The organism is Nostoc sp. UIC 10607, from assembly GCF_047228265.1.
Lineage (GTDB): Bacteria > Cyanobacteriota > Cyanobacteriia > Cyanobacteriales > Nostocaceae > Nostoc > Nostoc foliaceum_A.
This window is the reverse complement of sequence record NZ_JBIQNW010000008.1, coordinates 104,208-130,422: the sequence shown is the minus strand read 5'-3', so window position 1 is coordinate 130,422 and position 26,215 is coordinate 104,208. Positions and strand designations below refer to the sequence as shown.

Below are 26,215 nucleotides of genomic sequence, written 5' to 3'. Positions count from 1 at the left end.
TATTGAATTACTAAAACTGGTAAAGTGTAGCAAATTCAATATTATTTAACAATATTATTTTCAGTAGTACTGAGTACTGAGTACTTATTGTTCAACACTCATCAGAATCTACTACATTTTTGAGATAACAATGACAATCTGGCTTATCAATCAGTGACTCCACTAAAGCATTCAGGGCAGTTGCAGCTAAAGCGCCACCTCCCAAAGTCCCTGCAACTGTAATAAAAGGTATCTCTTGCTGCATCAGTTGTCGCTTGGCTGCGGGGGCATGGCTAAAGCCAATGGGCATTCCAATTACTAATGCAGGCTGAATTTTCTGATTAGTGATTGCCTCACAAACTTCTACAAGTACTGAGGGAGCATAACCAACTACCAGCACACAACCCTTACTTACTTGCTGCAATTTTGATCGCCATTCTCGATGTTGCCAAAAGGCAAGTTCTGCTTCTGTGGCGGTGGTAATATGGGGGTTATCAATCAAGGTTTCGATGCTACATCCCAAGTGAAGTAATCGAGTTTGATCCAAAGCCGCAGCAACCGTTTGGGTATCGACAACAATTTGACAGCTTGAAGATAAAGCTACTCGACTAGCTGCGATCGCACCTCGACTCAACTTGATAAAGGACACTAAACTCACATCACCACAAGCCAAAACCAACTGAGAAATTAAGTGTTGTTCAATTTCCGAACGGTGAGACAAATCAGGTAGTAAGCGTTGTAGCGATTCTGAAAATGCTTCCGAGTGCGTATGAATTTCGGCATCCAAACCACTCCACAGGTTTTCCAATCCCCCCAATCCAGCTTGAGTTTCGACATCAAGTAACTTGAGTTGTGCCAAAACTTCCGCCTGCATAATTTGACAATGGCGATCGCGCCCCAATAATCCTTCTAATGCTGATGCTGTTTGTCGCAGTTGAGAAATTTGTTGCATCACCGCGCGATATTGCTGTTGAAGTTGTCCCATTAGGTTAATAGTTGTGTCGGCTTCTGGTTCCACTTCCAAAATATTGCGGATATGGTTTAGCTGAAACCCTTGCTGCTTAAGTGCTACAATCCGCTGCAACCTGAGAACATCTTTTTTGGTGTAGAGACGGTAATTGCTACGCGATCGCACTGGTTGCGGTAACAGTCCCAATTGATGGTAATGGCGCACCATCCGCGGAGTTAAACCGCCGCCTACTGCATCTGTGAGTTCTTTAATAGTTAAGCAACCAGCATTCATGATTTACTCCAAAACAACACAGATAAAGATTTAACTTTGCGTACCTTTGCGCTTCCCAGCCTGCGGCAAGCCGCAAAAGCGTCTACAGCGTCCCTCTGCGTTTCAAAATCATTATAAACCTTGACATTAACATTGATGTCAAGGTTTAGCGTGAGAGAGTCCTTGTAAATTCACCTCTCATGCTCTACCCCCAACGTTTGGGCCAATTCACCAGAGAACACGCAGATACCTTAGCCGCACTTTTGTGTGGGTTACTACTATTTCTCGGATGGTTCGCTTTGCATCTCGGTTGGTTGGGATTGGCGTTGCTACTACTACCTGCTGCTTATGTAATTGGTGGTTACGAAAGTGCGCGAGAGGGATTGACAACTCTCTTCAAAGAAAAAGAACTTGATGTAGATTTGCTGATGATTGTGGCGGCCATTGGTGCTGCTAGTCTCGGCTTATGGCGAAGAGAATATCATCTAATTATTGATGGGGCAATTTTGATTCTGATCTTTGCTATCAGTGGCGCACTAGAAGGCTATGCAATGGCGCGAACTGAGCGGAGTATCAGGAGTTTGATGAGTCTGACACCAGATACAGCAAGGGTTTTACTTCAGGGAAGGGAAGAGGAAATTCCTATCACTCAGCTAAAAGTGGGTGATGAAATTGTCGTCAAACCCGGAGAACTAATTCCTACTGATGGGATAATTTTATCTGGTTACAGCACCCTCAATCAAGCTGCGATTACAGGCGAGTCTTTACCTGTAGAGAAAACAGTCGGTGCAGAAGTATTTGCCGGTACACTCAACGGTTATGGCGCATTGCAGATTAAGGTACACAAACCAGCCCAAAGCAGTTTAATTCAGCGTGTAATTCGTTTGGTAGAACAAGCGCAGACAGAAGCACCTCCTTCCCAAGAGTTTATCGATCGCTTTGAGAAGGGATATGCCAAAGTCATTGTAGTAGCCGGAGTATTGCTGGCAACTTTACCGCCATTTCTTTGGGGTTGGGATTGGGAAACAACAATTTATCGCGCTCTTACTTTCCTGGTGGTTGCTTCTCCCTGTGCGCTGATGGCTGCAATTATGCCCACTTTACTTTCAGGAATCGCTAATGGTGCAAGACAGGGGATTTTGTTTAAAAATGGGGCGCAGTTGGAGAAGATTGGTAAAGTCAGAGCGATCGCATTTGATAAAACTGGTACTCTAACAACAGGACAGGTGCAGGTATACAAGGTAATTTCAGTTAGTGAATACACCCATGCAGATGTATTAAAAGCCGCCGCTAGTGTGGAATCCTCTTCAGAACATCCCATCGGTAAGGCAATTGTGCAGGCGGCTGGTAATTTGGATTGGGTTGGCGCAGTTGAAGTACAAGCTATACCTGGACAGGGAATTGTAGGAATCGCTCAAGAACAACAGGTAATTGTGGGGAATGCAGTTTTTGTGCAGAAATATGTGACAAATTTCCCTGAAGAATTGCGAGAAATGGCTCAATCTTTAGAGCAAGAAGGTAAAACTGTGGTTTGGGTAGCACAGGGAAGTAGGGGAGCAGAGGTGATGGGTGTAATTGCGATCGCAGATGAAGTAAGATCGCAAGCAGCCGCAACCATTACTCGGTTAAAGAAACTGGGAGTTGAACAGATTGTCATGTTAACCGGGGATAATCAGGAAACTGCTCACAGTGTTGCCAAAGCAGTAGGAATTGATCGAGTATATGCTCAACTTCTACCAGAAGATAAGCTTGATGTTATCCGCAGTCTACAGCAACAATATCAAACAGTTGCAATGGTAGGTGATGGGATCAATGATGCACCAGCTCTAGCGCAAGCATCTGTAGGTATAGCGATGGGAGTATCTGGTAGCGATGTGGCATTGGAAACCGCAGATATAGTCTTGATGGCAGACAAGTTAGAAAAAATTGCCGTGGCGATACATTTGGGTAGGCGATCGCAATCCATAGTCAAACAGAATATATTTGTAGCGTTGGGTTTCATTATGTTGCTTTTGGTGGGCAACTTTCTAGGAAATATTAACCTACCTATCGGCGTGATTGGGCATGAAGGTTCTACAGTGTTAGTTACGCTCAGTGGTCTAAGATTACTGAAATGAAAAACTCCACCCACTTTTGGGATGGAGTTTTTGGGCATGGGGAATGGGGCATGGGGAAGATCGTACCGCCACTATGACCAATGCCCCAAGCGACGGGAGGAACAACCTCGTTCACCCACTCAAGGGAATTGATTTTACCGTTTCTTTCAATGAAAATGAGATACTCAATCCTCAGCTTTTGTTGAATATGCAGCAGTTTTACCATCCAATGAAACTGTATCTGTTTGCAGTTCTTGATGCCGATTTGGTTTGATAAAGCGCTCTGTTGTCGTCTTAATAACGATATACAAAATCGGTACTACAAACAAACTCAAGAAAGTCGCAATTAACATTCCCCCAAATACTGTTGTTCCCAAAGATTGCCGACTTCCCGCACCAGCACCTGTAGCAATAGCTAACGGGAAAATCCCTAAAAGTGTAGAAAAGGCAGTCATCAAAATCGGGCGTAACCTTTCTTGTGAAGCCTCAATTACTGCTTTGGTAATCGAAAGCCCTTGCTCTCGCAATTGGTTTGCAAATTCTACAATCAAAATTGCGTTTTTACTAGCTAAACCAATCAACATTACTAGACCAATTTGACAGTAAACATCATTAGCAAAACCCCGCATTGATTGAGCTATCAGCGCTCCAAAGATAGCTAAGGGAACTGATAACAGAATGATAAAAGGGTCAACGTAGTTCTCGTATTGAGCAGCTAGTACCAAAAACACAAAGATTATTCCTAATCCAAATATCAGGGGTGCTAAACCACCAGAATCTATTTCTTCTAATGCAGTCCCTGACCATTCGTAGCCATAACCTGCTGGTAAAACTTCTTTAGCAACTTGTTCCATTGCTTTAATTGCGTCTCCAGAACTAGAACCAGGAGCAGCGGCACCATTAATTTCAATTGAGCGGAAGAGATTGTAGTGATTTATCGTTTGCGCTCCCACAGTCGGAGTAACTGTGACTAAGTTACTCAAAGGAATCATTTGATTCTTTTGAGAACGAACGTATAATTTGCCAATATCTTTTGGATTGGAACGAAACTGTTGATCTGCCTGGATATACACCCGGTAATTGCGCTGCTGGAGATTGAAATCATTCACATATTGTGATCCCAAAGCAGTTTGTAAAGTACTGAAGATATCATCTATAGAAACTTGCAACGCATTGGCTTTATTACGGTTTACTTCCACAAGCAATTGTGGTGTATCTGCGGCAAAGGTGCTAAATACAGCTTGTAATCCTGGTGTTTGATTAGCGCGACCTAGCAACTTACCCATCGACTCTACTAAATTTGCTAAACCACTGTTACCTCTGCGGTCTTGCATTTGAAAGACGAAGCCGCCAAAGTTGCCTAAACCCTGAATTGGTGGTGGATTCACAGGAAAGACCCTGGCTTCTGGGATTGCCAACAACTTCCCTTGCAAGCTGCCAATAATCGCCTGTACAGATTGATCGGGTTTTGAGCGTTCGTCCCAAGATTTTAAAGTTGTAAATATGATGCCGCTGTTAGCTGTGCTACCACTAAAACCAAATCCACCGATCGCAAAAGTCCCGAGTACTTCTGGAATTTGCAGAATTTCTTTTTCTACCTGTGCAATCACATCGCTGGTGTATTGCAGCGATACGCCTTGGGGCCCTTGGATGATGGTGATAAAGTAGCCTTCGTCTTCATCGGGTAGAAAGGCTGTCGGTACTGTGGTGTACAGCCAAGCAGTCATACCCAAAGAAACGATAAACAGTCCAATGACGATGCTTTTGAATCGTACCATCCAGGTAAGCGATCGCTCATAACTTGACCTTACCCATTCCAGGAATCGATTAATTAGGTCAAACAACCAGCCAATCCACCTGGGAGGTCTTTGTTCTTGACGTAGCAGCACGCCACACAAAGAAGGTGTTAGGGTCAAAGCCAAAAAAGTCGAAATCGCAATGGAAAAAGCGATCGTCAGCGCAAATTGTCGATAAAGTGCGCCCGTGGTTCCCGGAAAAAACGCCACTGGCACAAACACCGCCATCAATACTAGTGAAGTGGCAATAACCGCGCCAAATAGTTCCGCCATTGATTCACTAGCGGCTCGGCGAGGATTAATTCCTTTATCCTGAATAAAACGGCTAATTTGCTCCACCACAACGATCGCATCGTCTACTACCATCCCCGATGCTAAGGTCAGACCAAACAAAGTCAAACTATTAATGGAAAAGTTAAAAATTTTGATGAAGGCAAATGTCCCAATTAGTGCTAGAGGAATAGTCAATGCTGGAATTAAAGTGGTTCGCCAATCCTGCAAGAACACAAAAATTACAATTACAACCAGCACCACCGCTTCAATCAGAGTCTTGATGACTTCTGCCATCGACTCTTCTACAAACGATGTTGTGTCAAAAGCTACCTGATATTGCATTCCTGGTGGAAAACTCGGAGCCAATCGCTCCATTTCAGCTTTGACTCCTTTCGCTACATCCAAGGCATTACTGCCAGGAACCTGATAAATCCCTAAACCTACAGCATCATTGCCCCGGAACCGCAGAAATGTGTTGTAATTTTCTGCACCCAGTTCTGCTTTACCTACATCTTTAAGCTTGACTAAAGTACCATCATCTTCAGTTTTCAAGACAATTTCTTCAAACTCTGATGGTTCTTCTAATCGGCTAGCAGCACGCACATCAAGTTGGTATCTTTGTCCTTCAGGAGCTGGTTCTTGTCCAATTCTCCCTGCACCAACTTGCAAGTTTTGTGCAGATAAAGCATTTGCTACATCCTGAGTCGTTAGTCCTCGACTGGCAAGGCGACTTGGATCTAACCACAGGCGCATTGCGTAGCGGCGTTCACCAAAAATTTGAGCGTTGCTCACCCCTTTGACTCTTTTTAAAGCATCTGCTAGGTAAAGGTCGGCATAGTTGCTTAAGAATATATTGTCGTACTCTTTATTCTCGGCGAATAAACCAATTGCTAAGAGAATGTTGTTAGACTCTTTTGATACCCGCACTCCTGTGCGCTGCACAGAGTCTGGTAGTTGTGGTTGGGCAACAGAAACACGGTTTTGCACATCCACAGCCGCAATATCTTTATCCCGTGATGAATCAAAGGTGGCTGTAATGGTACTAGTACCATCGTTACTGCTACTGGAAGTAAGATATCTTAGTCCTTCAATCCCGTTGATTTGCCTTTCTAAGATATTTGTCACTCCGCTTTCTACGACTTCTGCACTAGCTCCGCTGTAGTTGGAAGTCACACTGATTTGGGTGGGACTAATTTCTGGGAACCTAGCGATCGGTAGTGAGGGAATACTGATTAATCCTATTAAAAGAATGACGATCGCACAGACCGACGCAAAGATTGGCCGCTTAATAAAGAAGTCAACAAACATAGTTTAAAAAATTGGGGATTGGGTATTTGGCATTGGAAAGAGGACTTGGGGACAATGGGAAAGATTTGTTGCAAGTTCTCACTCAAGTCCCCTTGTCCCCTTGTCTTCCCTGCTCCCGTCTTCAACTAAGGCTTTAGACTACCCACTTCTTGTGGTGCAGGAGAGATAGGAGCGCCATTAGTTAGGTTGAGAATACCGGAAACAACTATTTTGTCTCCAGTCTTTAGTCCGTCGATAACTTGATAATTATTCCCCTCAATAACTCCCAATTTCACAGGTTTTTGTTGAGCCACTAAAGATGGTGCTCCAGGTTTAGGCTTTTCTGCTGGCGCTTGAGCCACAAACACAAAAGTCTCCCCACCCAAACGAGATACTGCTGTAACTGGAATTAAGATTCCTGGACGTTCGTTCCAGATCACTTTGGTTTGCACTGTCTGGCGATTGATCAGTTGACTTCTAGAATTACCAAAGTTGGCTTTAACTAAAACTGTCTGCGAATCGGAACTGGCATTTGGAGAGATGAAACTCACCTTACCCCTTGCTGTGGGTTGACCTTGGGCGTTCAGCATTTGCACTGGTAATCCCAAGCGCAGATTTTTGGCTTCTTCTAGGGGAACGGAAATATTCAGTTCTAAAGAGTCGTTTCTAGTTAATGTAGTGAGCTGGTCTGCTTTTTCTACATAATCTCCCACCTTTGTTGGAATATCACCAACAATGCCAGTGAAAGGAGCTAGGACTTTTGTGTATTGCAATTGCACTTGAGCAGCTTGGACTTGGGCCGCTGCTTGACTTACTTGCGATCGCGCCTGGGCAATTTCTTCTGGGCGGGAACCATTCTCTAGTTGTCTTAAGTTTTGTTTCTGTTGTTCGAGAGCACCAGCTAGCTCATTGATACTAGAATTTCTGCTTTTGCGAACTTGGTCTAGGCGTTTCTGGGCTACGACAAGGGCAGCTTCAGCACTTTCCTGTTCTTTGACATATCCTTCTAAAGTATCTTGGGAAACTGCACCCTCTTTTCTCAATTGTGCGTATCGCTTGGCTCGTGACTGTGCTAGTTCTACATCAGATTTAGCTGACTGAATTTGAGCCTCAGCCTGAGCAATTTCTTCTGGTTGCGATCCCGATTGGGCATCTCTATAACGAGCTTGGGCTTGGGCTAACTGCGCTCTGGCTTGGGCAATTTCTTCTTGTCGCGTACCCGCTTTGAGTTCAGCAAGACGTGCTTGAGCTTGTTCTAGTCCAGCTTTTGCTTGTGATAATTGAGCTTGGACATTATCACTTTCCAGGCTAAGGATAACTTGCCCTTGTTGAACACGGTTGCCCTCTTGGATGAAAATCTGCGTTACTCGTCCTTCAACCTGTGGCTTGATGATTACCGAACGTGGAGCCTCTAAGGAGCCAATAAACTCCGAACTTTCCTGCACGGTTTCAGTTTCCACAGTTGCTAGCTTGACGGGAATTGCCATCGGTTGACCAGCTGCGGCCCCAGCAGGTGCATCGCTAGCGCTACTAGTTTGCCACCAGCGCCAACCAAAACCAACACCTGTAATTAATAGGACGATTCCCAACAGCAGAGGCCAACGCCGCTTTTGAGGTGGCTTAGGCGATCGCTCTAACAATGGTTGCGACTCTTGACTAGAATCATTAACAGTAGGCTGTTCTATTTCAACGGGCAGATGAGAATCAGGGAACTCAGAATGGGACATCTTCGGTTTCTTGTCTTGTGGATTTAGACTTGGGCAATCTACTCTTCGCTAAAAAAGCTTTGTTTGGATCATTTTTTAGCCCTTTTTTCTTGATGTTGGTGACAAATATGTATTTGGGTATTTGGGCGATCGCTCACGTTGTCTAGCACCTAAAACAAACAAATAGTCTTCAGCACATTATGGTTGTTTTGTAAATTATTTAACTGTTATCGGTTTTTAAAGTGTAATTTATAAAACTTTTTTAGTCAGTAGAAACCCATGACTTTAGCTCAGAGAGAAAACACGGTTTATCTTGCTGTCGCAAACACCTCAGTTGCTGTATTTATCAAGCGTGCACGAGTTTGTGCCGTCCTTGATCCTAAGTTTTCTACAAGTGTTTGCAAGCGCTTGCTTGCATTATAACCACATAAAAGAGGAGATAAGTACAAGTTACAGATGAGTTTATCGCTCTTAAATCGTAGTGAATACTGATCTTAGGGAAGAGAAGGTTATGGAGCGATGCCAATGGCGGGCTTCCTACGCTGTTAATTCAGCTTTATTAAGCAAGGTTGCAAGTTTCATACAGTTATCCTCACTAAGAACGATGTGCAATCAATCAGTGTTCTCTAGAATCCTATTTTTGAGCAGTCTCAACTTCCTACACTTAGGTCACCCGATCGGTTGATTTGTAACTCACCCATTTGGGTGATTTAATTTTTTCTAATTATGGCTTTGTCTTCCTAGTCGCTTAATGTTCGCTAATTATCAAAAAATCCCCAGTCTCCAGCCCTTTTCAACCATCCACAACTGATTTTTTGGAATTTAATTTCGACAAAGTACCTACAGTTGATTTTCGGTTAGCGACAATATGAGAAAGCAGCCCTTCATATCGATTAAGTGCTTGCTCTAAGGAATAGTTTTCTTCGGCAAACTGTCTTCCTGCGTTACCTAGCCTCGCCCCTAGAGTAGGATTAGCATATAAATCATGCAGCGCAGTAGCCATTGCTGAGGGTGATTCTGGCTCAACAATTATCCCACCACCACTGAGTTTGATTGCTTTAGCAGCAGTACCAGTGGCGGGAACTGAACCCACAATCGGGCGACCACTCGCCAACAGCAGTGGTATTTTTGAAGGCATATTGAACGAAATCACATTGCGCTTTTGCACAATCAACCCTACATCAGATGCTGCTAGCATTTCGGGTAGTTTTTCTCGTGGCTGCAACGGTAGCAGCAAAACATTATCTGCTCCATTTAAAAGACAATATTCTTGCAACCTTTGCAATGCTATTGATTCGCCAACGATAACAAAGACAATCTCCTTAATATGGCGCAAGAAAACTGCTGCTTCTATTACTGTTTCTAAACCTTGCGTTAGAGCAATATTGCCCGAATAAAGTACTACAAATTTCCCATCCAGTTGATGGCTAGATATCCAGGAGTTGTTCTGTTTCGGTAAAGGGCGGATGAAATTTACATTCACCCAATTGGGAATACAAACGATTTTATTAACAGGTACTCCCTTATTCACTAAATTCTCACGAAACCCATCGGCGATTACACTAATAGTATGTGCAGTCCGATATGCAAATTTCTCTAGGGCTGCAAGAGTTCGGATCATCCATTTGTTCTTCAAAAGCCCGATACGCACGGCAGCTTCTGGTAAAATATCTTGCACATTTAGAACTATTGGGCAGTTGTATAACCAACCAAATATTGTTGCTGGTAATGTACCTAAAAGAGGCGGAACTGTTAAGATAATCACATCGGGACGTTCGCCTTTAAAGGCTTGGGGTAAGCTCGTGAAAACAAAGCTCAACTCCAGTAACAGCCGATCTAGGAGGTTAGGTTTAGACTTAATTCGGAGGTAACTTCGTTGAATAGTTACACCATTTCTTTGTTCAGTAAGGTACCACTTACCGCGATACTCATCATAAATTTCGCGCTGAGGATAGTTGGGCATTCCCGTAATCACCCGCACTTCATGACCTCGCTTTACTAGTCCTTCTGCCAATTCAGTCATTAACGGAGCAATTCCAATCGGCTCTGGATGATAGTTGTAGGAATAAATCAGAATGTGCATGAGCTATTTGTGAATTTTTTGAAGACAGCCTGAGATCATCGGATTTATTCCTTAATAGTCAGTAGGGGCTGCTACTTTTATTACTTGTTTTAATTTGTAAATTTGTTTCATTAACATTGCGTTAAACATTGTTTATGAATATTTGAGTGATTTTTAAAAGAGAGTTTTTCTATTATATTAAATCACCTAACAATCAAAATATCACATTGTGTAAATAGCTTGGGTTTCTAGTGGTTGTTTTAAAAGTTCCAGAAGACATAATTTTCTGGTTCTGACTTGGATTAACTACAACGAAAACATAAGGTTTCAGTTATGTACTGAAATGCTTTGCTGTGCTCACCAGTAGAGTAAAAGACCCTTTTAAAACATCCTCTTATAGACATAGGTTTTAGTTTCTGGCAATCATGACAATATTTGCCCTGGTTGTTTCTGAACTAATGCCTAACTTTACACTTGGGGGATTGTAGCATTATATTTAAGCTCGTGCATATAACCCGCATTCCGCCCTTTAAACTGGCACATAGTATAGTGTTGATGGCGAACCAATGAGGTTGAATGATAGCCCCACCAGTTAACTGAACTAGTAGGGCTAGAATAGACATTTAGTAAATTTGGCAAGCTCTGACTAGAAAGCCCTAATTTATAGCAATTGGCTTGCTTTGTCTTCAAAGTTGAACCTACACCCAACGTAGCAAAGGCTACGCCTACGCAAGACTGATTGCTGTGGTAGCAGCGATTTTGGCGAAAATATTTTTCATTGTCATAACTCCAAAATTTATTGCCATGATGCAAATATAAATACATCAGACAGTAGGAAGTTTACGACATCAATTTGTATAAATAAATACTGAGTACAAGTGTAGTAGCAAATGTAATAAATCAATTAAGAGAAAAACTTGTTTTTTAAATTTTTAGAGAAAATGCCAAGTCTATCTAACAAATCTAAGCTCAACTTTATCCATTTTGATGTATGTAGCAAGGTTTATTAGCTAAAAATCACGAGCGATCGCCTGATAATAACTGATAAAGTTGAGCTACGCAAAGTTGAAAACAGTGACCTATGCCTGCGTTTCTATTAGAAGTTGGTACAGAAGAATTACCTGCAAGCTTTCTCAGTGATGCCTTAATACAGTGGCGAGAGCGCATTCCTCAAAGTTTGGAAGCAAACAGCATCAATGGCGAAAGTGTTCAGGTGTATGGTACTCCTCGGCGTTTGGCGGTAGTGATTAAAGGTCTACCATCCCAGCAAGCAGACCGAGAAGAAGAAATTAAAGGGCCCCCTGCCCAAGCTGCCTTTAAAGATGGTCAGCCGACTGCTGCTGCTATCGGCTTTGCCAAAAAGCAAGGTGTGGAAATAGATACACTGTTCCTTCGCCCGACTGACAAAGGGGAATTTGTCTTTGTGCAAAAAAGAATTCCCGGCCGTCCTGTGGCGGAAATTTTGACAGAACTTGTTCAAGAGTGGATTTGGGGTTTGGAAGGTAAGCGGTTGATGCGTTGGGGTGATGGAGATGCGAGGTTTTCCCGACCGATTCGCTGGCTGGTAGCTTTGTTAGATGAGACAGTGCTACCTCTAGAATTAGTGAATGGTTCTAAAACGATTCAGAGCGATCGCATTTCTCAAGGTCATCGGGTCTTGCATCCTGAACCTGTGACAATTGCTCAAGCTACTGATTATGTTACCGCTCTCAAGCCTGCCTATGTCACCGTTGACCCAGAAGAACGGGCAAATATTATCAAAGAGCAAGTAAAGGCAGTAGCAGAGAATTTAGGTGGGTATACAGTAATTTACCCTGATTTATTAGAGGAAGTAACCAACCTTGTAGAATATCCTTCTACAGTTGTTGGTAAATTCGAACCAGAATTTTTAGAATTACCAACTGAGGTAATTACTGAAGTCATGGTTACTCATCAGCGTTATTTCCCTGTATTCAAACCAGATAGTTCTGAGCAAGAATTATTACCTAATTTCATCACCATTTCTAACGCTGATCCCAAAAAATCAGATATTGTTGCCGTCGGTAATGAAAGGGTAATTCGTGCCAGATTAGCTGATGGGAGATTTTTCTACGAAGCTGATTTAACTAAGCCAATAGATAGCTTTTTACCACAGTTAGAAAAAGTCACTTTCCAAGAAGAACTTGGTTCGGTGCGTACCAAGATAGATAGAGTAGTCAAGATTGCCGAGCGAATAACCACCCAATTAAAATTAGCGGAAAATCAAAGCCAAAAAATCCAACGTGCCGCTTTATTATGTAAAGCAGATTTGGTCAGCCAAATGGTGTATGAATTCCCCGAATTGCAAGGCATTATGGGAGAAAAATACGCATTAGCGAGTGGTGAAGATGCCGAAGTAGCAAAGGCAATTTATCAACATTATTTGCCTACAGGAGCCAGTGATAATTTCCCCGAAACCCTTACAGGTCAAATTGTCGGTTTAGCAGATAGATTAGATACCTTGGTGAGTATCTTTGGTTTAGGTTTAATTCCCTCTGGTTCTTCTGATCCTTTCGCCTTGCGTCGGGCGGCTAATGCTGTAGTTAAAATTACTTGGTTTTATAATTTGCCGATAAACTTAGATGATTTGTTGGCACAAATAGCAACAGATTTTGCAGCAAAGTACCACAAAGATCAGGCATCATTAACAGCAGCATTACAAGAGTTTTTCTTGCAACGCATCCGCACTTTACTACAAGAAGAAAAGCAGATTGATTACGACTTGGTAAATGCAGTTTTAGGAGAAAATGACCCAGAATACACAGAACGGACATTAAAGGATTTATTGGATGTCCGCGATCGCGCCTTATACTTACAACAAATCCGCAACGACAGTACCCTAGATAACATCTACGAAACCGTTAACCGTTCCACACGATTAGCCGCCCAAGGTGATTTGGATACAAAACAGCTAGAACCAACAACCGTAGTCCGTCAAGAACTATTCCAAAAGCCCTCTGAAGAAGCTTTGTATAATGCCTTAATCGAATCAGTGCCGCAAACTCAAGCAGCACAGCAGACACGGAATTATCAACTGTTAGTAGCAGCACTAGCCAAAATTGCCCCTACAGTTAGTAACTTCTTTGATGGCCCAGATAGCGTTTTAGTTATGGACTCCGATCCAGAAATCAAACGTAATCGATTACACTTACTTGGATTAGTTCGCAATCATGCTCGTGTTTTAGCTGACTTTGGTGCGATCGTCAAAAATCTGTAGCGTAGGTCAACAAAAAGTTGTGTAATTTTTGCCAATAAACGCTACTATAGGGAGTGCTTAACCAGGGACACTCTGCTGCAATCTATGTCCAGAGCTACTGTAATTGGATTGGGAAAGTCCGGTGTTGCTGCGGCGAGATTGTTGAAACGGGAAGGTTGGGAGGTGGAGCTAAGTGATAGCAACACCTCCGAAACCCTCCTACAACAACAACAAGAACTCGCTGCCGATCAAATAACCGTGAAACTAGGCCAATCCCTAGAATTGAATGGTGCTAATTTACCCCAATTAATAGTCGTTAGTCCTGGCGTGCCTTGGGATATTCCCTTATTAATCAAGGCACGCCAATTAGGTATTGAAACCATTGGGGAAATGGAACTCGCTTGGCGAAATTTGCGATCGCTACCTTGGGTAGGAATTACTGGCACTAACGGCAAAACTACTACCACAGCTTTAATTGCTGCCATTTTCCAAGCAGCGGGTTTAAATGCACCTGCCTGCGGTAACATTGGCTACGCCACTTGTGATGTTGCCCTATCTAATAGGGGACAGGGGACAGGGAATAGGGAAAGAGGAGAGGAAAATGCAATCCAAAATCCAAAATCTAAAATCCAAAATTGTATTGATTGGGTGATTGCGGAAGTTAGCAGCTATCAAATAGAATCCTCGAGTTCTCTTACACCCCGTATCGGTGTTTGGACGACTTTCACACCAGATCATCTTAGTCGCCATAAGACTTTAGAGAACTATTACAACATCAAAGCCAAGCTGTTGCGTCAGTCCGAGTTACAAGTGTTCAATGGCGATGATGCCTACTTGAGGCAACAAGGTTTAAGTGCTTGGCCTGATGCCTACTGGACAAGTGTCAAAGGAAAAGATTTCCTGATTAGCGAAAAAGGCTTTTACATCGAAGACGACTGGGTTGTGGAAAAATTGACTGCAACCTCTGCACCAGAACCGATTGTGAAAGTATCTACTTTGCGGATGGTGGGAGAACATAACCAGCAAAATCTCTTGATGGCAGTAGCAACGGCACGATTAGCGGGAATTAATCGTGATGCGATCGCACGTGCTATTGTTGAATTCCCCGGTGTTGCTCATCGTTTGGAGCATATCTGCACTTGGCAAGGTATTGATTTCATTAACGACAGCAAAGCCACCAACTATGATGCTGCCGAAGTTGGTTTGGCATCTGTGAAAAGTCCAGCGATTTTAATTGCTGGTGGAGAAGCCAAAGCAGGAGATGATACTGGCTGGCTAGCACAAATACAAACCAAAGCTGCTGCTGTGTTATTGATTGGTTCTGCTGCTCCTGCATTTGCCCAACGCCTCCAAGAGGTGGGATATTATTCTTACCATATTGTGGAAACTATGGAAAGGGCAGTCTCCAGATCGGCGGAATTAGCCAAGGAGTATCAAGCGCCTGTAGTGTTGCTATCTCCGGCTTGTGCGAGTTTCGATCAGTACCCGAATTTTGAGGTGCGGGGCGATCATTTCCGTCAGTTGTGCCTTACTTGGGCGGAAGGAGAGAAGCTTCAATACAACTCGATTCTTTCATCTTCTCTGCCTTAATTCATTCACTGTGTGACTTGCAGCTACACAGTGAATTCATTATGTAACCTAAAAGTGCGGTGCGATCGCATTATTCAGATAGACTTAAATTTCTAGAATGATTGTTTAGAGCTAATTTAGTGGTTTCCTATAATTATGTTTTGCTGTAGTTTGCAACTTCAACCTCATGAGCGATGCTTGTAGGTTTAGGAATAGGTAAACCATCTTCTAGCATTCCTTCTATATGAAATTCAATAGCTTCTGCAATCATCTGCTTGACTTCTTCTAAAGTTTCACCCACAGCTACACAACCGGGTAAATCAGGGATATAAGCGCCGTAACTAGTTTCTCCCTTTTCAATCACAACTGTATAACGCATTAGTCTTCCTCCAATTGAGCTTGTCTCCAGATATTTTTAAGAGTACCAATTGGCACATCTACATTTGGTTTACCAGACACTGTTACAGTACTGGATTTATCTGGATGTTTGAACTGTCGATGACTACCTTTAGTTCTGGCAAGATACCAACCATCAGCTTCTAGCCGTTTGATAACTTCGCGTACTTTCATGCTAGCGCTTATCTGTATAGGTGAAATTTATATTACAGATAGAGTGCATTCTTGAGAAAGAAAAGTAAACAACATTTTGTCGTGGGTTTTGGCATTGGTAAGTAGATGGACAAAAATATTTCTCATGAATCGAGTGGCTCAAAATGAAATGCTAAAGTTAATAATCAAGCTTTTGCAGAGCTACATTCTCTCTCTCCCAGATAAAATTTATATATGAACGCTACACAAGAAAAACTAAAAGTTCAGCTTGAACAGGCTTTAGTCGCAGCTTTTGGCGCTGACTTCGCGGGAGTAGATCCAATATTGGTTTCTGCTAGCAATCCTAAATTTGGTGATTATCAGGCGAATGTGGCTTTATCCCTGAGTAAAAAGTTAGCCAAGCAACCAAGAGCGATCGCAGGTGCGATCGTTGAGAAACTAGATGTATCCGAAATCTGCGAACCGCCAGAAATCGCTGGGCCAGGATTTATCAATCTGAAACTGAAAACGGCATACCTGGAAGCACAACTAAACGCGATTCAAGCTGATCCCAGGTTGGGAGTTCCACCAGCGAAAACACCCAAGCGGGAAATTGTAGATTTTTCCAGTCCGAATATTGCCAAAGAAATGCACGTTGGACACTTGCGTTCTACGATTATTGGTGATTCCATCGCCCGGATTTTAGAATTTCAAGGACACGATGTTTTACGGTTAAATCATGTGGGTGATTGGGGTACGCAGTTTGGCATGTTAATTGCCTATCTGCGGGAAGTTTACCCAGACGCACTTACCACCGCTAATGCTTTAGATATTGGTGATTTAGTCTCTTTTTACCGCAAAGCCAAACAACGCTTTGATACAGATGCAGCTTTTCAAGAGACAGCACGCCAAGAAGTCGTCAGATTACAAGCAGGTGCGGAGGATACACTCCATGCTTGGAAACTGCTGTGTGAACAGTCGCGGCGGGAGTTTCAAGTAATTTATGACTTGTTGGATGTTCAGCTAATTGAACGTGGGGAATCTTTTTATAACCCTTTACTATCTGGCGTTGTGGAAGATTTAGAAAAATCGGGGTTACTAGTAGAAAACCAAGGGGCAAAATGCGTTTTCTTGGAAGGGTTTACAAATAGAGAAGGTGAACCTTTACCCTTAATTGTGCAGAAATCAGATGGCGGCTATAACTACGCCACAACAGATTTAGCATCCCTCCGCTACCGGATTCAGCAGGATGAAGCAAAGCGGATAGTTTATGTAACCGATGCTGGACAAGGAAACCACTTTGCCCAATTTTTCCAAGTAGCACGTAAAGCTGGATGGATTCCCGATGATGTGGAATTAGTGCATGTGCCCTTTGGGTTGGTGTTAGGAGAAGATGGTAAAAAATTCAAAACTCGTTCTGGGGATACTGTGCGGTTAAGGGATTTATTAGATGAAGCTGTTTCTCGTGCCAATGCTGACCTAAAAACTAGGTTACAAGAAGAAGAACGCCAAGAAACGGAAGAATTCATTAATGAAGTTGCTAGGGTAGTTGGAATCAGTGCAGTTAAGTATGCAGACTTAAGCCAAAACCGCACTAGTAATTACATTTTCAGCTACGACAAAATGCTGGATTTTAAAGGTAATACTGCGCCCTATATGCTGTATGCTTATGCGCGGATTCAGGGGATTAGCCGCAAGGGTGACATTAACTTTGAGGAGTTGGGAAACAATGCCGTCCTATTGCAGCATGAAACAGAATTAGCGCTGGCAAAATATTTACTTCAACTGGATGAAGTTATTAGTAGTGTAGAACAAGATTTGCTGCCCAATCGTTTATGTGAGTATTTGTACGAACTGAGTAAAAAGTTTAATCAGTTTTATGATCGTAATCAGGGAGTTCAGGTTTTGGAGGCGGAAGAACCGCAGCGGACATCCCGTTTGGTTTTATGTGATTTGACTGCTAGAACCCTGAAGTTGGGATTGTCTTTATTGGGAATTCAGGTATTGGAGAGGATGTAATACTAATTCGTAATTCGTAATTCGTAATTCGTAATTAGGACATATCGAAAAATGCTTGAGAAAAGCGGTGTCCAATCCGTTGCCTTGTGAGGGTGAAACAAGAGATAGTTGAACAAGTTTGTATAAGAGTTAAGCTCAAGCTAATTTTTTCTTTGTGTCCTTATCTACGTTAGCGTAGCGTGTTATAGACCAATACAGTTCAGATAAGACCAAAACACTTGTAGAGACGGCGATTTATCGCGTCTCGAAAACCCAAAATTTTTGCCAGTAGCCCTTAACTGAACCGTATTGTGTTATGGACAGACGCTACGCGAATACATCTTGGCAAAGTTGGAAGAAAACGTTTTGTTGGAGGCGATCGCAAATGGTACGGACACCATCTAAAAACATAACTTTAGCAGAGTTTCTAATGCTACCAGAAACGAAGCCCGCTAGTGAATACATCGATGGTCAAATTATTCAAAAACCTATGCCACAGGGAAAGCACAGTATAATTCAAGGTGAAATGGTTAGCACTGTCAACTTAACGGTCAAGCCCAAGCGAATTGCTCGTGCTTTTCCAGAACTGCGATGTACTTTTGGTGGAAGGTCAATAGTGCCAGATATTTCTGTTTTTACTTGGCAAAGAATTCCTCGTGATGAAAATGGTGAAGTTGCCAACGTATTCCAAGCAGCTCCCGATTGGACTATCGAGATTCTATCACCTGACCAAAGACAAACGAAAGTTACAAAAAATATTCTGCATTGCCTGAATTATGAAACACAAATGGGTTGGCTGATTGATCCAGAAGAACAAACGGTATTTGTGTACATCCGCAATCAACAGCCAGTTATGTTGGATGAATTAGAAGCTTTACTACCTGTGCCAGATTTTGCAAGTGAGTTGAGGCTGACGGTGGGAGATTTATTTGGTTGGCTGTTGGAGTAAACCAAACCCTGAAGAATTGAATAAGGAAATACACCAAGTGCAACAGGTTTTATGGGTAGGAATCGGTTGTAAACGGGGAACCTCATGGCAGTTGATTGATCAGGCAATTGAGCAAATATTTCGAGAAAATCAACTTTTTCAAAGTGCGATCGCAGGTCTTGCTACTATTGACACTAAAGCCTCGGAAGTTGGCTTAGTAGAACTTTGCCACCTACGGAATTTGCCCTTAAAAACCTTTTCTGCCCAAATCCTTCGCTGTGTCTGTGTTCCCAACCCCGCTACAATTACCGACCAAAAAGTAGGTACACCTAGCGTTGCAGAGGCAGCTGCTATTCTTGCAGCTACTCAAACCCCGTTGTTGACTGCTTCCCCTTTTACCAGCATAGAAGCATTGAGAGTGAGATTTTTAGTTACTAAACAGATTTTCCAGCCAAAAGGGCAACCAGGAGCGGTAACATTAGCTGTTGCCCAAGCTTCAAATATGAGTATTACAATTTAACGCCGTGTGCAACTTTCTCTCGAACCTAACCCCTAACCTCTTCCCTGGTAGGAAAGGGAGCAAAAATAAAAGCCTCTCGACCTTTCGCAAAGAGGTTTGGAGAGGGGTTTTAAGAATAAGTAGCACATTGCGTAATTTACTAATTTTTTTAGTCAACAACTCTCAAAAAATAGTTAATTATGCTAGAAACAATAGCTAGTACAATTGAACCCAACAAAGCAGGTAAAAAGCCTTGAATCTCAAAACCAGAACCAGGAGTTAAGGCACTTGCCAACCAAAGGGTTAAAGCATTGATCACCAATGTAAATAAACCAAAGGTGAGCAAGGTAATCGGAAAGGTCAAAATCTGCAAAATTGGTCTAATAAATGCATTAACCAGACCAATAACAAGGGCAGCAACCAAGGCAACCATAAAATTCTTGATAAAGAATCCTGGAACGATATTAGCAGTCAGAAATAACGCCACCGCAGTACCGAGCCAAGTTAATAAAAAGTGTTGCATAAGTTTTTTTAGAGGAATTAGCAGTAAGTTTAATTAATTTCACTATTGACATCTGTGATCTGTAACACTATCAGGTGTCCTTGTGCTTGACTTATCAAGTTGCCATCATCATTTGTCAGCCCAAAAGCAATGTAATTTTTCAGTGCTGGCATAGAGAGATACTTTTAATCGGTGTATCTTTATCGTATTGCAGGATGTACCGCAGTGAACTACCTACACTGGCCTGAGTACACGTTAAGTGGGGGACTTACGGTGATTTAGTTAAATTCATAAAAAATGCTGTGAAGTCCCAAACCCCTACAGAGGTTTATTGAAGTTGAAAAACCTCTGTACCTTGGGGATTTCCAAAAAAGAAATAAGTTGCCCGCTATCTTTGGTTATAGGCAAAGGAGGCGTTGGCTATGCTCCCTAGTAAGGCTAACGACGCAAAAGAACCTCCCAGGTAGAGCCACCAACTACACCGTCAGGTTCTAAACCATAGCGCTTTTGTGCTGCTTTTACAGCAGCCTCAGTTGTCGCACCAAAGTCTCCATCGGCATCGCCTTTTAAGAAACCAAGCTTTTTCAGTTGTTGTTGCAACTTAACAACTTCAGAACCACGTAATCCTATACGCAAAATTGGCAATCCTTCTGAGGTGTATTGAATACCAGGGGTTCGCTTAGTAGTTGTGTTTGGCTGAGTTCTAGTAGTTGACTGAGTTCTAGTAGTTGATGTAGTACGATTCGGCGTTTTTTGTGTGCTTGAAGTTGTAGTTTTTCTTGGGGTAGCAGGTCTTGGCTCAGGGCTGGTTGCAACTTGTGTTACGGCTTTTTTTGGGGTAGTAGGTCTTGGTTCAGGGTTAGTCGCAACTTGTCTTGGGGTAGTAGGTCTTGGTTCGGGGTTAGTCGGAACTTGGGTTACAGCTTGTCTTGGGGGGTTGGGATTTGCAACGTTGGTGAGGTTACTAGCCTGGGTTGGAACAGGAAAGTTGGTAGCTGAGTTAAATCTTGGCTGGGATGAAGGGATGGTTGATGCTGCTACTGGTTGATTAGGGAAAAGTCGTTGCCAAGTGCTGGCATCAACAATGCCATCTGGATTTAAGCCAGCGGCTTGTTTAAACCGGGCAACAGCATTGGCCGTATTCTCACTATATGTACCATCTACGGCACCAGAATAAAAACCCAAAAGTTTTAGAGCTGCTTGAAGTTCAGCAACGCGTTCGCCTTGGCTACCAACTTTGAGGGTAGGACGGTTGATGCTATCTCCAGGATTTACTTGGGCAATTTTTTGTGGTGCTGCTATTGATACTACAGATGTTGAGGCAATCAAGAGAGGCGTAGTGGAGAACAAGAGTATTTCAATGGCTGATAAAGATTTAGACCTCTTTGGCCACCAACCCTTTTGCCGTTTTTCCATCCTACAGCGATTTACAGTTGGGTCTAGTAATTTTAAGTAACTCAAAATACTTGCTGTCAGGCTGCTTTGCATGGAATTTACTCCCAGAATATTCTCATGCTAATGGTACAGCCGCTTGGTCTAAAAAACAGCTGCTGCATTTACGATTGCACATTCTTAGTTACGCGATCGCTCGATTAATTGCTTCTTCTTGACCAACTAAAGACAAGTAAGGCTCTTTTAAATACTTACAAGCTGAAGCGATCGCATCCTTGGCACTCACCGCTGCAATCAATTCTTGGAACTTGGTATCAAAATCAATTCCTAAGCCCAAAATTTCATACCAACCGTATATCTGAGCAATTTGCCCATTCGTTTGTTTACCCAAGGCGTACTGCCCCAGGATTTTGTTTTTAGCGGCTTGGATTGCGCTTTCAGATATTTCCGTCGTACACAATAAATCTACTTCTGTACGCAGTCCCTCCAGGGCAATGCTGGTATTTTCTGGTGCTGTACCCATGTAAACCACAAACGACGCTGGAAATAGCCTTGTGGAGTAAAAGGCTGATACTTCGTAAGCTAAACCGCGTTTTTCCCGCAATTCCACAAACAAGCGGCTAGAAAGCCCATTTCCCAAATAGGTACACAGTAACTTTAATGCGGCGTAGTCAACAGAACTCACCGATGTTCCCAAATACCCAAGCATCACGATTGATTGTTGTGTCTGTACTGGCTTAACCCTTACCTGCGGTTCCACCTTAATCTCAGGTAAATTGAGTATTGGCAGTGCTTGGGCTGGCGCTTGCCAATCAGCAAAAACTTCTTCCACCAACGCTGCTGCATCCGTGGGTGTGACTCTACCTGCAATACTAATTACTACATTATCTGGACGGAAATAAGTTTGGTGATACTCGACTAAATCCGCACGAGTTAAGCGGCTCATGGTGGTTTCATCTCCTAGCACTGACATAGAATAGGGATGATTTTGGTACATTACCTGCCGCATTTGTTCAAAGGCAACGGTAAACGGTTGCTCTTTTTGGGAACGAATATCCTGGAGTGCTAAACGCCGTTCTAATTCCACTTGAGTTTCGGGAAAAGTAGGCGATCGCAAAATCCGCCCTGCCAATGTTAAGATTTCCCCAAAATCAGATGTTACCGTCTTGAAAGATAGCAAAAAATAATCAGTGCCAGCATCCGCACTTAAACTCGCCCCTACAGACTCGACAATTTCTGCAATTTCTAAGCTAGAAAGTCCATCGCATCCCTTTGTCATCACTGCTGATAGCAAATGTGCCAACCCTGCTTGCTCTCGGTTTTCGTTACAACTACCGGCACGCACAAAGATTCGCGCCGCAATAATGTCCGCAGCCGGATTTTCTGCCACCAGCACGACAATGCCATTGTTCAAAACGGTGCGATGGATAGGCGATTTTTGCAGCAAGGTTGTCATTTGTCCTTTGTCCTTTGTTATTTGTCAATGGTCATTAGTCATTGGTCATTTGTCTTTTGCTAATGACTAATGATTAATGACTAACACGGTTTAAGTACAGTAACCGCGTAATTCTCCGGCGAGAGATACTGTTTAGCTAATTTTTGCAGTTCTTTGGCATCAAAAGACTGAATCTGCTGGGGATATGTCACAGCTAATTCAGCTTGGGCGATGGTATTGTAATACCCATAAAGCCCTGTAAGTTGATTTGGCGTTTCGGTGGAAAACGCATACTCATTACATAGCAGCCTGCGTGTACGAGCAAGTTCCTGTTCACTAATTCCTATAGTCTGCAAATCATCTAAATGAGCGCAAATCAAGGACTCAACTTCCTCCAGGTTTTCTGGTTCTAACCAAGCAGTAATTGTAAATAAACTCGATTCCCGTTGTAGAGAAAAACTACTGCAAATTCCCTGTACCAACTGCAAATCTTCTCGCAAATCGCGTACTAAACGTGAAGTCCGCCCTTCTGCCAATATCACCGACAACAAATCTAAACCATAGCCAGTGCGGATTTCTTCTACTCCTGGTACCAGCCACGCCATCAACAATCGCGCTTGCTCTATGCGTGGCAAACACAGTTCTTGACGGTGAATTCCTGTTATTACTGGCTTTGTCACTTTCTCAAACTGCGGACAATTAGAGCGTTCGGCAAAATCAGCAAATGAACTATTTACTAGTTCCCAAGCTGGTTGCTTGGCTATACCCCCGGCAATTACCACCGTCATGTTTTCCGGCTGATAGTGAGTGCGATGAAAACAGCGCATTGCTTCTGGGGATTGCTGCATCAGTTCTTGCTCAGTACCCAACACCGAACGTCCGTAAGGGTGATGCGGATAGATGCTTTGAATCAAAGCTTGGAATCCTATCCAGTCGGAATCGTCCTGACAAGAGCGAATTTCTTCTAGCACCACGTCCCGTTCGCGGCTAAATTCATCTTCTGGAATTGCCGCATTGAGCAGTAGTTCTCCCAAATGGGGCAGAGTATCCTTTAAATAAGGGGCAGCTGTGGTGAGTGAATAATGAGCATAATCATAGCTTGTCGCCGCATTACTCACGCCTCCCCGATTTTCAACTTTGGAATCGAACATCCCAGGGGGTAGCGTTGCCGTACCTTTAAAAATCATGTGTTCTAAAAAGTGTGCCATGCCGAACCACGGTTTTGGCTCTAGGCTGGCTCCAGCACGCACCCAAACATCGGCCACAACTACAGGAGTCGTGGAAATCTCTTGATGAATAAAAGTTAAACCACTCTCTAGTCGGAAGACGGAGGCTGGAAATACGGTATTAGTTAGTTGTTTTAACAATTTTTTGTAGTTTGAACCACAATTTTAGATAATTTTGTTATCTTAACTCTGAACGATACCTAATTTAGAATCAAGTTATACAGATTTTGTTTTTATCAGCAGTTATTGCTAATTTCTAAGTTAATAAAGATTAAAATTGTTTGATTAGTACAGCCAAAATGTTTAATCTGCGTTGTTTCAGATTTTTAGTTTGGAATTTCTTATTTGTCCTATAAGTAATACTGATTTAAATAATTAAAGCTCCCAAGTTCTAACTGACTTTAGGAGCTAATAATTTTAAGTTCACCGCGACGCCGTTTTACCTAAGTTTATGACCTGGTTAAACCAGGTGGGAACCTAAATTCCTCGTTTAAAGTTTCCGGGTACATGCCCGGTCTACTGCCACGAGAACTGTTTGACTCCCTTGTCTTTAAAGGCATAGATCAAAAAACTTGATGGCAGTCACCAACGTCGTAGTGCAACTCACTTATTATAGCTTTTCAAAAGATGTTGTGTGTTCAACATCGAAACTTTCTGAGCAATTTACCTGGGATACCAGATAGATTCTATGCTGTGGGCGATGTCGTTGGCGATCGCTGATTCTCGATTTGGATTATCTAGCAAAACGGTGACATGTCCCAACTTCCGCCCAGGACGTGATTCTGTCTTGCCATACCAGTGAAGGTGCGCCTGGGGAATCTCTGCTATTTTTTGACGCTGACTTTGGTAGTCGCTGTCAGAATTTTCATACCCCAGTAGGTTGACCATTATAGCGCCAGGGCACTGCAAAGCCGGATTCCCTAAAGGTAAACCACAAACCGCTCTGAGGTGCTGCTCAAATTGAGAAGTTTCGCAGGCATCAAGGGAAAAATGCCCGGAATTGTGAGTACGGGGCGCAATTTCATTTACCAGGACTTTGCCATCAGCACCCAGAAATAGCTCAATTCCAAAAATTCCCACTACTTCTAGGCTATTTAATAGAGTATGTGCGATCGCTTCGATTTCTGCTACTTGATTGGGTGTAATCTGGGCTGGCGCAATTACCCGCCGACACACTTGTTGTTCTTGTTGAGTTTCCACTACTGGATAAGTGACAATTTCTCCCTCCACAGAACGAGCTGCAATTATTGCTAATTCTCTTTCAAAAGGGATAAATTCTTCTAACAAGAAAAGTGATTGATTTGAAGTTTGTGTTGTGCTTTCACAACTTAACTTCTCCTCTAAACTAGCAAAATCCTGAATTATGAAAGTACCTTGACCATCATAACCGTGGCGGCGGGATTTGAGGACTACTGGAAAACCTAGATATTCTATTTTTGATTTTATATTTTCCACATCGTCAAGGGCGAAAAATCGAGGAACTGGTAAGCCCAAGTCGCGTAAATAGCAACGCTGATGATATTTATCTAAAAGAGGAGCTAAAGCTTCTAATTTGGGACGAAAACAAACGCCTTGCTGTGCTAAATCAGTTAAAGCTTGCAGGTTAACAAATTCATTTTCAAAGGTGATAATATCGCATTTGTTAGCTAATATTCCCGTAGCTGCTGCATCATCAACTGGGGCGAAAATAGTTTCTTTCGCAATTGACACAGCCGGGTCATTTTCACTAGGAGTTTGTACTACCAATTCTACTCCTAGCTTTTGTGCTGCATCCGCCATCATCCAAGCAAGTTGTCCGCCACCAATTACACCAACACGTTTCATTGACATCCTAGAGAATCACGAGTTTGCACACCTGTTTTGGAATTCACACCACTGGCTTTACCGCACAGTTCTTTGATTTGCGCTCTATCCAAAATTGCATCTGTAAAATCTGCACCGTCTATATTCACATCATTAAAGATGGCGCGGAGCAAAAGAGCTTCTTTGAAAACTGCATCGCTCAAATCTGCCTTAGTCAAGTTTACCTGATCAACCATTGCATTAGTTAAATCTGCCCCGTGGAGATTTGCTTTTGTCATCACCGAAGCACTCATCACTGCTCCCCGCAAATCAGCGTTTGTAAAGTTAGCCAGTTCCATATTGGCGTTAGAAAACTCCGCAGCTTGCAAACTTTCACCAGAAAAATCACGTCTTGATAATTCTGCATTGCTAAATGAAAGCGGATGAGTCCAGTCTACTGCCAGTGCGGGATCAGCCACACACCATATAATTATTCCTAGAAGGAACGCCAACCCTTGCCGCCAAAGTATATCGAGAGCCAATTTGGGGTCTAATCGCTGCATTTAATTACCACATTTGAATATTAGCAAGACTGGATCATCCTAATTGAGACTCGCAGCCTTGCTACTGGACTTGGGGAAGTGTATTTTCGTTGCTTAATATTTTGTAACGCAAAAAGGGCAACCGCTTCTCACCTTGAGTAAAATTTTCCGTGCTACTT

General features: G+C 42.8%; 19 protein-coding genes and 1 other RNA gene. 6 read left to right on the top strand and 14 right to left on the bottom strand.

Features of this window, described 5'->3' with window-relative positions:
- Positions 1–91 precede the first annotated feature (91 nt).
- Positions 92–1,222, bottom strand: coding sequence for a precorrin-8X methylmutase (locus ACEYW6_RS10280; RefSeq protein WP_412979625.1), 1,131 nt, complete (start codon positions 1,220–1,222; stop codon positions 92–94).
- A 179-nt stretch (positions 1,223–1,401) separates the two neighbouring features.
- On the opposite strand from ACEYW6_RS10280, the gene ACEYW6_RS10275 reads away from it, so the two are divergent.
- Positions 1,402–3,318 (top strand): heavy metal translocating P-type ATPase, encoded by a 1,917-nt coding sequence (locus ACEYW6_RS10275; protein ID WP_412979624.1) that lies wholly within the window; start codon positions 1,402–1,404, stop codon positions 3,316–3,318.
- Between the two features lie 164 nt (positions 3,319–3,482).
- Here the strand turns inward: ACEYW6_RS10275 and ACEYW6_RS10270 are convergent, their stop codons facing one another.
- The 3 genes from ACEYW6_RS10270 to ACEYW6_RS10260 form a co-directional block, all read right to left on the bottom strand.
- Positions 3,483–6,674: an efflux RND transporter permease subunit gene (locus ACEYW6_RS10270; RefSeq protein WP_412979623.1), complete on the bottom strand. Its 3,192-nt coding sequence runs from the start codon at positions 6,672–6,674 to the stop codon at positions 3,483–3,485.
- Positions 6,675–6,799: 125 nt separating this feature from the next.
- A complete protein-coding gene (locus ACEYW6_RS10265) occupies positions 6,800–8,380 on the bottom strand; it encodes an efflux RND transporter periplasmic adaptor subunit (protein WP_412979622.1) in 1,581 nt (526 codons plus the stop codon).
- A 772-nt stretch (positions 8,381–9,152) separates the two neighbouring features.
- Positions 9,153–10,442 carry a glycosyltransferase family 4 protein gene (locus tag ACEYW6_RS10260; RefSeq protein ID WP_412979621.1) on the bottom strand — a complete coding sequence of 430 codons (1,290 nt, stop codon included), beginning with the start codon at positions 10,440–10,442 and terminating at the stop codon, positions 9,153–9,155.
- A 1,060-nt stretch (positions 10,443–11,502) separates the two neighbouring features.
- Between ACEYW6_RS10260 and glyS the strand changes: the two genes are divergently transcribed.
- Together glyS and murD are read left to right on the top strand one after the other, a co-directional pair.
- Positions 11,503–13,656: a glycine--tRNA ligase subunit beta gene (gene glyS, locus ACEYW6_RS10255; RefSeq protein WP_412979620.1), complete on the top strand. Its 2,154-nt coding sequence runs from the start codon at positions 11,503–11,505 to the stop codon at positions 13,654–13,656.
- Positions 13,657–13,740: 84 nt separating this feature from the next.
- On the top strand, positions 13,741–15,225 hold the full coding sequence (gene murD, locus ACEYW6_RS10250; protein ID WP_412979619.1) for a UDP-N-acetylmuramoyl-L-alanine--D-glutamate ligase: 1,485 nt from the start codon (positions 13,741–13,743) through the stop codon (positions 15,223–15,225).
- A 133-nt stretch (positions 15,226–15,358) separates the two neighbouring features.
- Here the strand turns inward: murD and ACEYW6_RS10245 are convergent, their stop codons facing one another.
- Together ACEYW6_RS10245 and ACEYW6_RS10240 are read right to left on the bottom strand one after the other, a co-directional pair.
- The gene (locus tag ACEYW6_RS10245; protein WP_114081897.1) at positions 15,359–15,583 is read right to left on the bottom strand and encodes a type II toxin-antitoxin system HicB family antitoxin; all 225 of its coding nucleotides are present in this window, start codon (positions 15,581–15,583) and stop codon (positions 15,359–15,361) included.
- Positions 15,583–15,774: a type II toxin-antitoxin system HicA family toxin gene (locus ACEYW6_RS10240; RefSeq protein ID WP_229468885.1), complete on the bottom strand. Its 192-nt coding sequence runs from the start codon at positions 15,772–15,774 to the stop codon at positions 15,583–15,585. Before ACEYW6_RS10240 ends, ACEYW6_RS10245 begins: the two co-directional genes overlap by 1 nt.
- Before the next feature lie 213 nt (positions 15,775–15,987).
- Between ACEYW6_RS10240 and argS the strand changes: the two genes are divergently transcribed.
- The 3 genes from argS to ACEYW6_RS10225 all read left to right on the top strand — a co-directional run bounded on the left by argS (position 15,988) and on the right by ACEYW6_RS10225 (position 19,178).
- A complete protein-coding gene (gene argS / locus ACEYW6_RS10235; protein ID WP_412979618.1) occupies positions 15,988–17,751 on the top strand; it encodes an arginine--tRNA ligase in 1,764 nt (587 codons plus the stop codon).
- 364 nt (positions 17,752–18,115) lie between these two features.
- The gene (locus ACEYW6_RS10230; RefSeq protein ID WP_412979695.1) at positions 18,116–18,679 is read left to right on the top strand and encodes a Uma2 family endonuclease; all 564 of its coding nucleotides are present in this window, start codon (positions 18,116–18,118) and stop codon (positions 18,677–18,679) included.
- Positions 18,680–18,716: 37 nt separating this feature from the next.
- Positions 18,717–19,178, top strand: coding sequence for a cobalamin biosynthesis protein (locus tag ACEYW6_RS10225; protein WP_412979617.1), 462 nt, complete (start codon positions 18,717–18,719; stop codon positions 19,176–19,178).
- A gap of 148 nt (positions 19,179–19,326) precedes the next feature.
- Here ACEYW6_RS10225 and ACEYW6_RS10220 read toward each other — a convergent pair whose 3' ends face one another.
- The 8 genes from ACEYW6_RS10220 to ACEYW6_RS10185 form a co-directional block, all read right to left on the bottom strand.
- On the bottom strand, positions 19,327–19,680 hold the full coding sequence (locus tag ACEYW6_RS10220; protein ID WP_190895015.1) for a phage holin family protein: 354 nt from the start codon (positions 19,678–19,680) through the stop codon (positions 19,327–19,329).
- Positions 19,681–19,709: 29 nt separating this feature from the next.
- Positions 19,710–19,832 carry a hypothetical protein gene (locus ACEYW6_RS10215; RefSeq protein WP_412979616.1) on the bottom strand — a complete coding sequence of 41 codons (123 nt, stop codon included), beginning with the start codon at positions 19,830–19,832 and terminating at the stop codon, positions 19,710–19,712.
- Positions 19,833–20,097: 265 nt separating this feature from the next.
- Positions 20,098–21,147, bottom strand: coding sequence for a peptidoglycan-binding protein (locus ACEYW6_RS10210; RefSeq protein WP_412979615.1), 1,050 nt, complete (start codon positions 21,145–21,147; stop codon positions 20,098–20,100).
- Positions 21,148–21,235: 88 nt separating this feature from the next.
- On the bottom strand, positions 21,236–22,507 hold the full coding sequence (locus ACEYW6_RS10205) for a M16 family metallopeptidase (RefSeq protein WP_412979614.1): 1,272 nt from the start codon (positions 22,505–22,507) through the stop codon (positions 21,236–21,238).
- Between the two features lie 80 nt (positions 22,508–22,587).
- Positions 22,588–23,853, bottom strand: a complete 1,266-nt coding sequence (locus tag ACEYW6_RS10200) for a M16 family metallopeptidase (protein WP_412979613.1) — start codon at positions 23,851–23,853, stop codon at positions 22,588–22,590.
- A gap of 278 nt (positions 23,854–24,131) precedes the next feature.
- Positions 24,132–24,315, bottom strand: a non-coding RNA gene (ssrS, locus tag ACEYW6_RS10195) — 6S RNA.
- 60 nt (positions 24,316–24,375) lie between these two features.
- Positions 24,376–25,536, bottom strand: a complete 1,161-nt coding sequence (locus ACEYW6_RS10190; protein ID WP_412979694.1) for a 5-(carboxyamino)imidazole ribonucleotide synthase — start codon at positions 25,534–25,536, stop codon at positions 24,376–24,378.
- Entirely contained in the window at positions 25,533–26,057 is a 525-nt protein-coding gene (locus tag ACEYW6_RS10185) for a pentapeptide repeat-containing protein (RefSeq protein WP_412979612.1), read from the bottom strand. Before ACEYW6_RS10185 ends, ACEYW6_RS10190 begins: the two co-directional genes overlap by 4 nt.
- Positions 26,058–26,215: the final 158 nt, after the last annotated feature.